Annotated in this window: 12 protein-coding genes; 9 read left to right on the top strand and 3 right to left on the bottom strand. The window is 74.2% G+C overall.

The genetic code is table 11. The features are described 5' to 3' along the window. The first annotated feature begins 22 nt into the window (after positions 1-22). The 8 genes from E1298_RS34740 to E1298_RS34705 all read left to right on the top strand — a co-directional run bounded on the left by E1298_RS34740 (position 23) and on the right by E1298_RS34705 (position 10,299). Positions 23-1,048 (top strand): chorismate-binding protein, encoded by a 1,026-nt coding sequence (locus E1298_RS34740; protein WP_131900921.1) that lies wholly within the window; start codon positions 23-25, stop codon positions 1,046-1,048. Beyond that, complete coding sequence (locus tag E1298_RS34735; RefSeq protein ID WP_131900929.1) at positions 1,023-1,835, top strand: aminotransferase class IV; 813 nt, start codon at positions 1,023-1,025, stop codon at positions 1,833-1,835. Before E1298_RS34740 ends, E1298_RS34735 begins: the two co-directional genes overlap by 26 nt. 70 nt (positions 1,836-1,905) lie before the next feature. Further along, on the top strand, positions 1,906-3,315 hold the full coding sequence (locus E1298_RS34730) for an extracellular solute-binding protein (protein WP_243725991.1): 1,410 nt from the start codon (positions 1,906-1,908) through the stop codon (positions 3,313-3,315). A gap of 10 nt (positions 3,316-3,325) precedes the next feature. Beyond that, the gene (locus tag E1298_RS34725; protein ID WP_243725990.1) at positions 3,326-4,318 is read left to right on the top strand and encodes a carbohydrate ABC transporter permease; all 993 of its coding nucleotides are present in this window, start codon (positions 3,326-3,328) and stop codon (positions 4,316-4,318) included. Then, positions 4,315-5,142, top strand: coding sequence for a carbohydrate ABC transporter permease (locus E1298_RS34720; RefSeq protein ID WP_131900917.1), 828 nt, complete (start codon positions 4,315-4,317; stop codon positions 5,140-5,142). Before E1298_RS34725 ends, E1298_RS34720 begins: the two co-directional genes overlap by 4 nt. After that, positions 5,142-6,299, top strand: coding sequence for an ABC transporter ATP-binding protein (locus E1298_RS34715; protein WP_131900915.1), 1,158 nt, complete (start codon positions 5,142-5,144; stop codon positions 6,297-6,299). Before E1298_RS34720 ends, E1298_RS34715 begins: the two co-directional genes overlap by 1 nt. Further along, complete coding sequence (locus E1298_RS34710) at positions 6,296-7,504, top strand: CehA/McbA family metallohydrolase (protein WP_131900913.1); 1,209 nt, start codon at positions 6,296-6,298, stop codon at positions 7,502-7,504. The genes E1298_RS34715 and E1298_RS34710 overlap by 4 nt, the downstream gene beginning before the upstream one ends. Then, the gene (locus E1298_RS34705) at positions 7,495-10,299 is read left to right on the top strand and encodes a glycoside hydrolase family 38 N-terminal domain-containing protein (RefSeq protein ID WP_243725989.1); all 2,805 of its coding nucleotides are present in this window, start codon (positions 7,495-7,497) and stop codon (positions 10,297-10,299) included. The genes E1298_RS34710 and E1298_RS34705 overlap by 10 nt, the downstream gene beginning before the upstream one ends. A 13-nt stretch (positions 10,300-10,312) precedes the next feature. Here the strand turns inward: E1298_RS34705 and ppgK are convergent, their stop codons facing one another. From ppgK to E1298_RS34690, 3 genes are read right to left on the bottom strand one after another with little or no spacing between them, the layout of a single operon-like run. Then, positions 10,313-11,158 (bottom strand): polyphosphate--glucose phosphotransferase, encoded by an 846-nt coding sequence (gene ppgK / locus E1298_RS34700; protein ID WP_131900911.1) that lies wholly within the window; start codon positions 11,156-11,158, stop codon positions 10,313-10,315. Positions 11,159-11,216: 58 nt separating this feature from the next. Further along, a complete protein-coding gene (locus E1298_RS34695) occupies positions 11,217-11,534 on the bottom strand; it encodes a DMT family transporter (RefSeq protein WP_131900909.1) in 318 nt (105 codons plus the stop codon). Positions 11,535-11,544: 10 nt separating this feature from the next. Further along, entirely contained in the window at positions 11,545-12,282 is a 738-nt protein-coding gene (locus tag E1298_RS34690) for an SDR family oxidoreductase (RefSeq protein WP_243725988.1), read from the bottom strand. 106 nt (positions 12,283-12,388) lie between these two features. Here E1298_RS34690 and E1298_RS34685 point away from each other — a divergent pair. Beyond that, positions 12,389-12,669, top strand: a 281-nt coding sequence (locus E1298_RS34685) for a TetR/AcrR family transcriptional regulator (protein ID WP_131900907.1), incomplete at its 3' end; no start/stop codon positions are given.

Here is a 12,669-nt window from a genome sequence, read left to right as displayed (position 1 = left end):
GGGGGCTGGCGGACGCGTTCGGGTGCGTCCTGCCGTGAGCTTCGCGTACGCCGGGGGGCGGCTGGCCACCGGGCTCGCGGACGTGACGACCGACCCGGCCGCCCTGGACTCGCGGGGCTGGTGGGCCGTGGTGGTCACCTACGAGGGGAAGGTCACCTGCGCCCGGTTCGCGGACGTGCGTCCGGCGCCCCATCCGGGGGGTGTGTGGGCCCCGCCGGGGGAGTGGAGCAGCTCGCTGGACGAGTCCGCCTACGTGGCGGGGGTCGAACGGATCCGGGACGCCATCGCGGACGGGGTCGTCTACCAGGCGAACCTGTGCCGGGTGCTGTCCGCGCCGCTGGGGGCGGGCGCGGACATCGCGGGGCTCGGGGCGCGGCTGGCGCGGGGGAACCCGGCGCCGCATGCGATGACGCTGAGGGTGCCCGGGCTGGAGGTGGCCTCCGCCTCACCCGAGCTGTACCTGGCGCGGGACGGGGACGTCGTGGAGTCCCGTCCGATCAAGGGCACGGGGCGGACGGCGGACGATCTGCTGCCCAAGGACCGCGCCGAGAACGTCATGATCGTCGATCTCGTCCGGAACGATCTGGGACGGGTGGCGCGGCCCGGGTCGGTGGAGGTGCCGGGGCTGTGCGAGCTGGAGGAGCATCCGGGGCTCGTGCACCTGGTGTCGACCGTCCGGGCGCGGCTGGCGGGCGGCGGGTGGCCGGAGCTGCTCGCGGCGACGTTTCCTCCCGGTTCGGTCACCGGCGCTCCGAAGTCGAGCGCGCTGACGTTGCTGGATGAGCTCGAACCCGTCCCCCGGGGCCCGTACTGTGGGGCCATCGGATGGGTGGACGCGGACTCCCGGCGCGGCGCCCTCGCGGTCGGCATCCGGAGCTTCTGGACTGAGGACGGCATGCTCCGGTTCGGCACCGGCGCCGGCATCACCTGGGGGTCCGATCCGCGACGCGAATGGCGTGAGACCGAGCTCAAGGCGGCTCGGCTTTTGGAGGTGGCAGCGGGTGGCGCAGGCCAAGATCTGGATGAACGGGGAACTGCTCGACCCTGAGCGGGCCGTGGTGTCGGTGTTCGACCACGGCATGCTGGTGGGGGACGGGGTCTTCGAGACGGTGAAGGCGGCGAACGGGGAGCCCTTCGCCCTCACCCGGCATCTGCGGCGGCTCGCCCAATCGGCGGCGGGGCTCGGCCTGCCCGAGCCCGACCACGACGCGCTCGCCCAGGGGACGCTGGAGGTGCTGGCCGCGGCGCCGAAGTGGCCGCTGGCGCGCGTCCGCGTCACCTACACGAGCGGGCCCGGCCCGCTCGGGTCGAACCGGGGCGACGCGGGCCCGACGGTGTCGATCATCGCGGCGGAGCAGAAGCCGTTCCCCGCGACGGCGGACGTGACGGTCGTGCCGTGGCCGCGGAACGAGCGGGGCGCGCTGGCCGGGATCAAGACCACCTCGTACGCCGAGAACGCCCTGGCGCTGGCCTACGCCAACGAGCGCGGCGGCGGCGAGGCGATCTTCGGCAACCTCGCCGGGAACCTGTGCGAGGGCACCGGCAGCAACATCTTCGTGGTGACGGGCGGCCGCCTGATCACGCCGCCGCTGTCGGCGGGATGCCTGGCGGGGGTGACGCGCGCGCTGGTGCTGGAGTGGTTCGGCGGCGACGAGGAGGACCTGCCGCTGGAGGGCCTCTACGGCGTCGACGAGGCGTTCCTGGTGTCGACGACCCGCGACGTCCAGCCGATCCGGGCGGTGGACGGCACCGTGCTGCCGTCCGCGCCGGGCCCCGTCACCGCCAAGGCCATGGAGGCGTTCGCGGCGCGCGGCGCCGAGCTGATGGATCCCTGACGATCTTCTGGGTCTTTACGTGATCGGATTCATCGGTCACGTTAAGTGGTGACGCTTGTAGGAGGTCACCGTGGACTTCTCCCCAAGACGGATCCGCGCGACGGCCGCGCTCGTCCTGGCGGGCGCGGCGCTCGCCGGGTGCGGCGGCGGATCCTCGACCGATCCCGATCGGGGCCGGGACGCCAAGAGCATCACCCTGACGATCACCCGCAACGCCATCGAGGGCGGCAAGAACTCCGAAGAGGCCGAGTGGATCACCGGGACGGTGATCCCGGGGTTCGTCGCGGCGCAGAAGGCCAAGGGCGTCACCGCGAAGGTGACGTTCCGCGGCCAGGGCGTGGACGACGAGGCGTACAAGACCAAGATCGCCCTCGACCTGAAGTCGCGGTCGGGCGCCGACGTGATGGACGTCGACGGCATCTGGGTGGGGGAGTTCGCGCAGGCGGGCTACCTGCGGCCGCTGCCCGAGGTGGTGGGCGCCCCGGCGGACGCCTGGGAGGGCTGGACGAAGATCCCCGGATCGGTCCAGCGGCTGGCCATGTTCGAAGGCAGGCGCTACGGCGTCCCGCCCACGACCGACGGGCGCGTCCTGTACTTCAACAAGAAGCTGTTCGCGCGCGCGGGGCTTCCGGCTGATTGGCAGCCCAAGAGCTGGCAGGACATCCTCACCGCGGCGCGCGCGCTGAAGAAGCTCCCGGGCGTGACGCCCATCCAGTTGAACGCGGGGACCGCGATGGGCGAGGCGACCAGCATGCAGAGCGTGCTGCCCCTGCTGGCCGGAGCGGGCGCCGAGATCTACTCCAACGGCAAGTGGACCGGCGGCGGGCAGGCCGTCAAGGAGGTCCTCGGCCTGTACGCGCAGGTCTACGGCCCGGAGGGGCTCGGCGATCCGAAGCTCCAGCAGGAGGTCAAGGGCCGCGACAAGTCGTTCGCCGAGTTCGCCGACGGACGGATCGGGATCCTCACCGAGGGCGACTACTTCTGGCGCGACGTCATCAACCCCGGCTCGGGCGTCGCGAAGATGAGGACCCGCGACCAGGACGTCGGGTACGCGCTGATCCCGGCGGTCTCCCCGGGCAGGGGCGTGCGCGGGCAGTCGTTCGTCAGCATGTCGGGCGGGGCGGTGACCGTCCTCAACCCGAACACCAAGTACCCGCAGCAGGCGTTCGAGCTGCTGGCCTTCATGAACTCCCCGGAGATGACCAAGGCGCGGACGGCCCGCACCCCCGAGATCACCTCCCGGACGGACGTGAACAAGCAGATCCTCGCGGGCGACCCGTTCCTGACATTCGTCTCGGAGAAGGTCCTGCCGGTCACGTCCTACCGTCCGGGCGTCGCGGTGTACCCGCAGGTGTCGACGGCCTTGCAGGAGGCCACGGCGAGCGTCGTGTCGGGCAAGAGCCCCGAGGAGGCCGCCGCGCGGTACACCAAGAAGCTGGAGGGGATCGTCGGTGGCGCCGCCAACGTCTCCGCGCAGTGACGCCCTCCCGGTGAGCCCGGTGCCGGCCGTCGGACCGGCCGGGACGGGCGGCCCCGCAGCCGTCGCCGGGGACGACGCCGCCGGGCTGGGACGCGGGCGCGCGGCGGCGTTCATCGCTCCCGCGCTGGTGCTCGTCGCGGTGTTCCTGGTGTTCCCGGCGCTGTGGACGCTGTATCTCGGCACGACCGACTACCGCCTCACGGGCATCGCGGCGAGCGATCCGAAGTTCGTCGGCGCCCGCAACTACGGCGACGTGCTCGGCGACGGCGACTTCCACCGGTCGCTGTGGCTGACGCTGCAGTTCGTCGTGGGGTCGGCGGTGGTCGGGCAGACCGTCGTGGGGTTCGCTATCGCGTGGGTGATGCGCGACCGGTCCGGCCCGCTGCGGCGGCTGGTCGAGGGGCTGGTGCTGCTCGCGTGGGTCCTGCCGGGCTCGGTGATCGCGTTCCTGTGGATCGCGCTGCTGGACCGCGACGGCGGGACCCTCAACGCGCTGCTGGGCACGCCGGGCACCGCGTGGCTGCTGGACCATCCGATGGCCTGCGTCGTGGTGTTCAACGTCTGGCACGGGACCGCGTTCTCGATGATGCTGTACGGCGCGGCCCTCGGGAACGTTCCACCGTCCCATCTGGAGACGGCGCGGCTCGCGGGCGCCTCGACCTGGCAGACGCTGCGGGACGCGGTGTTCCCGCGCATCCGCGGGCATGCGCTGACGAGCCTGCTGCTGATCAGCCTCTGGACGTTCAACGACTTCACGCCGTTCCTCATCACGGCGGGCGGGCCGGACGGGCGCTCGGAGATCATGTCGGTGTATGTGTACCGGACCGCGCTCGGCGACGGCCGCCTCGGCTTCGGCGCCGCCATCTCGCTCATCATGATCCTGATCAACCTCGCGATCGCCCTGGTCTACCTGCGGGTCCTGCGCGAGCGGGGCCGCCGCTCCGCCGCGGACCGGGGCCGGACCGCCGCCGCACCGGCGGCGGGGAAGGGGGCGGCGGCGTGAACGACACCGTCCGGGAGGTGCTGCGCAGGATCGGCCTGGCGACGTTCGTCTCGGCCGTCCTGGGGTTCTTCGCGCTGCCGCTGCTGTGGCTGGCGTTCGCGCCGTTCGACGCGAGCCCGGGGATCTCCGCCTCGCTGCCCGAGTTCACCCTGCACAACTTCCAGGTCCTGATGGACAACCCCTACGCGCTCGCCTCGCTGCGCAACTCGGTGCTGCTCGCCGCCGGGACCGCCGCGCTCGTGGTGACCTGCGCGGCGCTGGCGGCGTACGCGCTGAGCCGGGTGCGGGTGCCCGGCCGGGACGCGCTGCTGTACGTCCTGCTTCTGCTGTCGTCCATCATCACCGGGACGGCGGCCATGGTGCCGATCTTCCTGCTGGCCTTCAACCTGCACCTGATCGACTCGCGGCTCGGGGTCGTCCTGGTGCTGACCGGCGGGCTGCTCCCGGCGGCGATCTTCCTGCTGAAGGACTTCACCGACAGCACGCCCACCTCCTACGAGGAGGCCGCGCGGGTGTTCGGGGCCTCGCCGCTCCAGATCCTGCGGCACGTCGTGGCGCCCGTCATCCGGCCCGGTCTCGCCACCGTCGCGGTGTGGACGGTCGCGCAGGTGTGGGGCGACTTCCTGATGCCGTTCCTGCTGCTGCGCGACCCGGACAAGGCCCCCGCCTCGGTGATCATGTACACGTTCTACACCGAGGGCGGCCAGCCCGACCTGGCCCTGATCTCGACGTTCTCGCTGCTGTACTCCCTGCCGGTCGTGGTCATGTACCTGTTCGTGAGCCGCCGGTACGGGTTCCGCTTCCACGGAGGGATCAAGCGCTGATGGCGGCGATCACCATTCGGGAGCTGACGAAGGTCTATCCGGGCGGCGTGCGGGCCCTGGACGCCCTCGACCTCGACGTGGCGGACGGCGAGTTCTTCGCGCTGCTCGGGCCGTCCGGCTGCGGGAAGACCACGCTGCTGCGGACGGTCGCGGGCCTGGAGACGGCGACGGCCGGGACGATCCGCCTCGACGGCGCCGACGTGACGCGGCTCCCGCCGGGGCGGCGCGACGTCGGCATGGTGTTCCAGGACTACGCGCTGTTCCCGCACATGACCGTCCTGGACAACATCGCCTACCCGCTGCGCGTCAAGAAGCGCGGCCGCGCGGCACGGCACGAGCGCGCCGCCGAGGCAGGCCGGTACCTCGGCCTGGAGGGGCTGGAGGGACGCCGTCCGGGCGAGCTGTCGGGCGGCCAGCAGCAGCGGGTCGCGCTGGCCCGCGCGCTGGTGGCCGAGCCGCGGGTCTACCTGCTGGACGAACCGCTGTCCAACCTGGACGCGCGGCTCCGGCTGGAGGCCCGCACGTTCCTCAAGCGGCTCCAGCGGGAACTGGCCGTCACCACCGTGTTCGTCACCCACGACCAGGCGGAGGCCCTCGCCCTCGCCGACCGGATCGCGGTCATGGAGGCCGGGCGGATCCGGCAGCTCGGCACGCCCGTGGAGGTGTTCCGGCGCCCGGCGAACCTGTTCGTCGCGTCGTTCATCGGCTCCACGCCCATGAACCTGCTGCCCGGACGCGTGCGGGCGGACGGGGTCGCGGTCGCCGGGGCCGTGCTGCCCGTCCCGGACGAGGCGCGCGGGCGGGTCGGCGAGGGAGAGGCCCTCGTGTGCGGGGTACGGCCGGAGTACCTGCACTATGGCAGTGACCCGAAGGACGGGGCGTTCGGCGGGCGCGTGTCCGTCGTGGAGCACCTGGGCGGTTCGTCCCTGGTGACGATGGACGTGGAAGGCGAGCCGGTGCACGTCGTCGTGGGGGAGGGCCGCGAGCCCGAACCGGGCGACGAGGGATGGGCGCTGCCCCGTCCCGACCGCGTCCTGCTCTACCGCGACGGCGAGCTCGTCACCGGCGGCACCGCCGCGCCGGAGCCCGCAGTACCTGAGGAAGCGGCGTCCGAGCGGAAGGCCGCGCCGATGAACGAGAACGGGGGACATGGATGACCGTGCACCGGGGACGGTGGAGCCTGGAGGACCGCCTGGAACGCGGCCTGCGCGAGCTGCCCTTCGACGTTCCGCCCGGCACCGCCTCCCTCACGGTGCAGCTGTCGTTCGAGGGCGGCGTGATCGACCTGGGCTGCCATGGCCCGTCGGGGTTCCGCGGCTGGTCGGGAGGGGCGCGCCGCGCGTACACGGTGGCGGCCGACTGGGCCACGCCCGGCTACCTGCCCGGTGAGATCGAGCCGGGGACGTGGCACGTGTGGCTCGGGCTCCACCGGATCCCGCCGGGCGGCGTCCCGTACGAGGTCACGGTGACCACGTCGGCGTCCGGGGCGCCGAGGCCGGACGCGCCGCAGCCGCCTCCCCGTCCCGGGCGCCCGCCGCGCCGCGACCTGCCCGCGCCCGCCGGGACGCGCTGGCTGGCCGGTGACCTGCACTCTCACACCCTGCACAGCGACGGGACCCTCACCGTCCACGAGCTGGCCTGCCTCGCCGCGTCCCGCGGGCTGGACTTCCTCGCCGTGACCGACCACAACACCGTCAGCCACCACCCCGAGCTGCCCGCCGCCGCCGCGCACGCGGGCGTCACCCTGCTGCCCGGCCAGGAGGTCACCACCGACCTCGGCCACGCCAACGTCTTCGGCGACACCGGCTGGGTCGACTTCCGGCGCCCGAGCGCCGACTGGGCCGCGTTCGCCGCCGCGCGCGGCGGGGTGATGTCGATCAACCATCCGCTCAGCGGCGACTGCGCGTGGCGCCGCCCGCTGTCCGAGGCGGACCGGCCGCCGTTCGTGGAGATCTGGCACTCGTCCTGGTGGGACCGGCGCTGGGGCGCCCCGCTGGCCTGGACGGACCTGTGGCTGCCCGGCGGCGCCGTCCCCCTGGGCGGCAGCGACTTCCACGATCCGGCGCAGCACAAGACCCTCGGCGAGCCCACCACCTGGGTCTTGGCCGAGGCCGAGGACGGCGACGGCGTGCTCGCCGGGCTCGCGGCGGGCCGCACGTCGGTGTCCGCCGCCCCGGACGCGCCCGTCCTGCTGCGCGTCGAGGACGACCTGATCGCGGTCGGCGCGGACGGGACGGTGCTCGTCCGGCCCGACGGGCGGCGCGCGGCCGTCCGGGGCGACCTCGTCCGGACGCCCGCGGACGGCCCGGGCATGCACCGCCTGGAGACCTACGAGAACGAGGTGATCGCGCTGTGCGGATAAGCGACCCTGGCAAGCCGGACGGCACCGAGCGGAGCGCGCCCGCCGGGCGGGGCGGACCCGCCGGGCGGGAGAGCGGGCCGGGCCCGATCGTCGTCGTCCCCCACACCCACTGGGACCGCGAGTGGTACCTGCCGTTCCAGCGGTTCCGGCTCCGGCTCGTGTCGCTGCTCGACGGCGTCGTCCAGCGCATGGAGGACGACCCGCGCTGGCGGTTCACGCTCGACGGCCAGATGGCGGCCGTGGACGACTATCTGGAGATCCGTCCCGAGCGGCGCGAGCGGGTGGCCGCGCTCGTCCGGGAGGGCCGGCTGGCGGTCGGGCCCTGGCAGATCCTGCACGACGAGTTCCTGTGCTCGGGGGAGAACATCGTCCGCAACCTGGAGCTGGGACTGCGGCGCGCGGAGGAGCTGGGCGCGGCGATGATGGTCGGCTACCTGCCCGACCAGTTCGGGCATTGCGCGCAGACGCCGCAGATCCTCCGGCTGGCCGGGATCGAGCACGCGTGCGTGTGGCGGGGCGTGCCCGCCCGCGTCCAGGCCCACGCGTTCGCCTGGGAGGCGCCGGACGGGACGGCCGTCCGCACGCAGTACCTCCCCGAGGGCGGCTACGGGAACGCGGCGTCGATGTTCGAGGAGGTCGGCGGCGCGTCCCCGCTCGCGGACCGCGCCGCCGGGTTCGCGGCACGGATGGGCCGCTGGTATCCGCGCGGCGGGCCGCTGCTGGCGATGTACGGCGCCGACCACACCGCCCCCGCCGCCGACCTCGCCGACCGGATCGCCGGCTCCGGGCTGGACATGCGCCTGGACACCCTCGCCGGGTACTTCGCGGCGGCCGGTCCGTCCGCGGACGGCCTCGTCCGGGTCCGCGGGGAGCTGCGCTCGCACGCCCGCGCCAACATCCTGCCGGGCGTGATCTCGGCGCGGGCGCGGCTGAAGCAGCTCATGGGACGCGGCGAGCGCCTCGTCGAGCGGTACGCCGAGCCCCTGGCCGCCCTCTGGTACACCGGCGACGCGCAGCGGTTCCTCGACCTGGCCTGGCGCCGCCTCATCGAGGTGAGCTGCCACGACTCGGTCACCGGATGCGGCAGCGACGAGACCGCCGAGCAGGTCGCGGCCCGCATGGCCGAGGCCGGGCAGCTCGGTCGGGCCGTCTGCGACCTCGTCACCGCCGAGCGGGCCGCCGCGGTGCCGCTCGGCTCGCACCTGGTGTTCAACCCGACGCCCGAGGCCAGGACCGCCATGGCCGTCCTGGACGTCCCGGCGGAGGGCGGCGGGCAGCCGGGGCTCGTGATGGGGGACGGGCGTCCCGTGCCCGTCCAGACCCTGGAGACCGCGCCGACCGTCCTGGACGATGCCGTGCACCCCGCGTCCGGCCTGCCCGTCCTGCTGGAGCGGGTGTACGGGCGGGTGCTGTTCGGGCAGGAGATCCGCGACTGGTCGGTCTCCCGCGAGGACCGCACGCTCACCTTCCACGTGACCGCCCGCTCGGACGCGCCGTTCGACCTCGGCGACGTCCGGGACGCCCTGCGCGGCGCGGACGGGGACTGGCACGTCCGGATCCTCGCCGACCCGCGCCGCACGGTCGCCGCGCTCGTCGAGGTGCCCGCGCTCGGCCTGACGACCGTGAGCCCCGTCCCGCCGGGCGGGGCGCTGGAAATGGACCACCCGGTCGAGGCCGAGGCGACCGTCCTCGACAACGGCCTGCTGAGGGCGCAGGCCAACGACGACGGCACCATCGGGCTCCGCACCCCCGGCGGCCACGTGATCGAGGGCATCGGACGGATCGTGGACGGCGGCGACCTCGGCGACTCCTACAACTACGCGCCCCCGGCCGGGGACCGCCTCGTCGCGACGCCCCGGACCGTGCGGATCGAGCCGGTCTGGGCCGGGCCGGTCGTGGGCGCGCTCGACATCGTCCGGACGTACCGCTGGCCCGCGTCCGGCGATTTCACCGGGGACGCCCGGTCGGCGGCCGAGGAGGACGTGACCGTCACCACGCGCGCCGAGCTGCGCGCCGGCGAGCCGTTCCTGCGGCTGCGCGTCACCTTCGACAACCGCTGCGAGGACCACCGCGTCCGGCTGCACGTGCCGCTGCCCCGCCAGGCCGGATCGTCGTTCGCCGAGGGGCAGTTCGCGATCACCGAGCGCGGGACGTCCGCCGAGGGCGGCTTCGGGGAGCGGCCCCTGCCGACGTTCCCCGCGTCCGGATTCGTCGCCGCGGGCGGGGCCGCCGTCCTGCTGGAGCACGTCACCGAGTACGAGCTCACCGGCGGCGGACGGGAGCTGGCGCTGACCCTGCTGCGCTCGATCGGCCACCTGTCCCGCGACCGCAACGCCTACCGCGACCAGCCGGCGGGCCCGCAGCTCCCGACGCCCGAGGCCCAGTGCCGCGGCGAGCGGACGGTCGGGCTGGCGGTCCTGCCCTACGACGGGGACCGGCCGGGCACCGAAGTCGTCCGGGCGGCCGAGACCTACCGGCACGACCTGCTGGCCGCCACCGGGTACGGGCCGTCAGACGCGCCCGCCCCGCCATCCCGGGAGGGCGTCTCGATCACCGGCCCGGGCGTGGCCATGACCTCGTTGCGTGCCCGCGACGGCGGCTGGATCGAGGCCCGGATGGTCGCGCAGAACCCCGAGCCCGTCACGGCCGTCCTGCGCGGGCCGTTCACCGAGGCCGCCCGCGCCGACCTGCGGGGCCGTCCCGGCACGGCCCTCGACGTCCGCGACGGGACGATCACCCTCGCGCTGCGCCCGTGGGAGATCGCCACCGTCCGCCTGAGGCCCCTTCCCGCCTGAGGCGCTCCGGGCGCTAGCCTCTGGCGGCCTCCGCCGTGCCCGCGGCGCGCTGGGCGCCGCCGGTCGTCCCGGCCGCCCTGACCTCGGGCGGACCGGACGCGGCGACCTCCGAGGGGTGCGCCGCGGCCGCCGCCATCGCGGCCCCCACGATCCCGGCGTTGTTGACCAGCCGGGCCGGGACGATCGGCGCCCGCACGCCCTGGATCAGCGGGACGAAGTGGTCCGACTTCTTGCTGACCCCGCCCCCCACGATGATCAGCGAGGGGGAGATCAGAGCCTCCAGGTGCGCCATGTACTCGCTCAGCCGCTTGGCCCACTTCTCCCAGCTGAGGTCGTGGTCCTCGCGGGCCTTGGCGGACGCGCGCGACTCCGCGTCCTTGCCGTGCAGCTCCAGATGCCCGAACTCGGTGTTCGGGACGAGGACGCCATCGGTGAACAGGGCGCTGCCGATCCCCGTCCCCAGGGTGAGCAGGACGACCGTGCCGGGCCGGTCCCGCCCCGCGCCGAGCCGCATCTCCGCGATCCCGGCCGCGTCGGCGTCGTTCAGCAGCGTGACCGGGCACCCGGTCGCCTCCGCGAACAGCGCCTCCGCGTCCTGCCCGATCCACTCCTTGGACACGTTCGCGGCCGACAGGGTCGCCCCGCCGACCACCACGCCGGGGAAGGTCACGCCGACCGGCCCGTCCCACCCGAAGTGCTCCACGATCTCGCCGAGGACCCGCGCCACCGCCTTCGGCGTCGAGGGCCGCGGGGTGGGGATCCGGAACCGCTCGCGGGTGAACGCGCCGTCGGACAGCTCGACGGGCGCGCCCTTGATGCCCGATCCGCCGATGTCGATGCCCAGCATCTCCTCGCTCATGCCCCAATTCTGCCCGCCGCGCGTGCCGTCACCCCCTCCCCGGCGCCCGGCGGCCGTCTCAGCCTTCGACGGCCTTGAGGCCGATCACCCCGATGAGGATCAGGGCCAGGCACGCCACGCGGGACGGGGTGACGCTCTCGCCCAGCACGACCATGCCGGTGACCGCCACGCCCAGCGAGCCGAGGCCCACCCAGACCGCGTACGCCGTGCCGACCGGCAGGTCGCGCAGCGCCACCGACAGCACGACGACGCTGAGCAGCGCCACCGACAGTCCGATCACGCTCGGCCAGAGCCGGGTGAAGCCGTCCGACTGCTTGAGCGCCGTCGCCCACACCAGCTCCATGAAGGCGGCGATCACGAGGACAACCCAGGGCATACCGTCCTCCTCAGGCCGCGTAGCCGCCGTCGACCGCGATCGACGCGCCGGTGACGTAGCCGCCGCCCGGCCCGGCCAGGTGGGAGACCATCGCGGCGACCTCGTCGGCGCGCCCGTAGCGGCCGAGCGCGGTGAACCCGCGCTCGAACTCGGCATCGGGGGAGTCGGCGGGGTTCATCTCGGTGTCGGTCGAGCCCGGCTGCACCACGTTCGCGGTGATGCCGCGCGGCCCCAGATCGCGCGCCAGGCCCCGGGTGAGCCCGGTGAGCGCCGACTTGCTCATCGCGTACAGCGTCCAGCCCGGGTAGGGGACGCGCTCGGCCAGGCTGCTGCCGATGTTGACGATCCGCCCGCCCGGGCCGAGGTGCCGCGACGCCGCCTGCGCCGCGACGAACGCCGCCCGGACGTGGATCGCGAGCGTCCGGTCGACCTCCTCGGCGCTCACGTCCTCCAGCGGCCCGTACGGCGCGATCCCGGCGTTGTTGACCAGGACGTCCAGCCGTCCGAACTCCGCCGCCGCGCGGTCGACGGCGGCCGCCACGGCCCGCGGGTCGGCGGCGTCGGCCCGGATCGCCAGCCCGCGCCGCCCGGCGGCCTCGATCCCGCGGACGACCTCGGCGGCCCGGTCCGGCGCGCGCACGTAGGTGACCGCGACGTCCGCGCCGTCCCGGGCCAGCCGCAGCGCGATCGCCGCGCCGATGCCGCGGCCGCCGCCGGTCACCAGGGCCGCCCGTCCACTCGGTTCCATCACGACCTCCATCGCTTAACCGGAAGGGTTTCCGCTTACGGGACACTATACAACCGGAACCGGAGCGCTCTCCGGTAACCTTCCGGTGACGTGGAAGGGAGCCCGGATGCGGGAACTGCCGGTCGCCGGCCGTCCGCCCGCCGAACGCGCGGACGCGGCGCTCAACCGCCATCGCATCGTCCGGGCCGCCGCCGAGATGATCGCCGCCCGCGGCGCAGAGGCCCTGACGATGGACGAGGTGGCGCGCGCGGCGGGTGTCGGCGTGGGCACCGTGTACCGGCGCTTCGGCGACCGGTCCCGCCTCGTCTACGCCGTGATCGACGACCGTGAACGCGAATTCCAGGCCGCCTTCATCCAGGGCCCGCCGCCCCTGGGCCCCGGTGCCTG

Origin of the sequence: Actinomadura rubrisoli (assembly GCF_004349215.1) — a bacterium.
GTDB lineage: Bacteria > Actinomycetota > Actinomycetes > Streptosporangiales > Streptosporangiaceae > Spirillospora > Spirillospora rubrisoli.
This window is presented reverse-complemented; position numbering and strand designations above follow the sequence as displayed.

Bases quoted from the DNA above. Each gene is read 5' to 3' on its own strand.
- E1298_RS34710 (WP_131900913.1), top strand. From the start codon at position 6,296: ATGACCGTGCACCGGGGACGGTGGAGCCTGGAGGACCGCCTGGAACGC.
- ppgK (WP_131900911.1), bottom strand. From the start codon at position 11,158: ATGAGCGAGGAGATGCTGGGCATCGACATCGGCGGATCGGGCATCAAG.
- E1298_RS34690 (WP_243725988.1), bottom strand. From the start codon at position 12,282: ATGGAACCGAGTGGACGGGCGGCCCTGGTGACCGGCGGCGGCCGCGGC.
- E1298_RS34695 (WP_131900909.1), bottom strand. From the start codon at position 11,534: ATGCCCTGGGTTGTCCTCGTGATCGCCGCCTTCATGGAGCTGGTGTGG.
- E1298_RS34715 (WP_131900915.1), top strand. From the start codon at position 5,142: ATGGCGGCGATCACCATTCGGGAGCTGACGAAGGTCTATCCGGGCGGC.
- E1298_RS34735 (WP_131900929.1), top strand. From the start codon at position 1,023: ATGAACGGGGAACTGCTCGACCCTGAGCGGGCCGTGGTGTCGGTGTTC.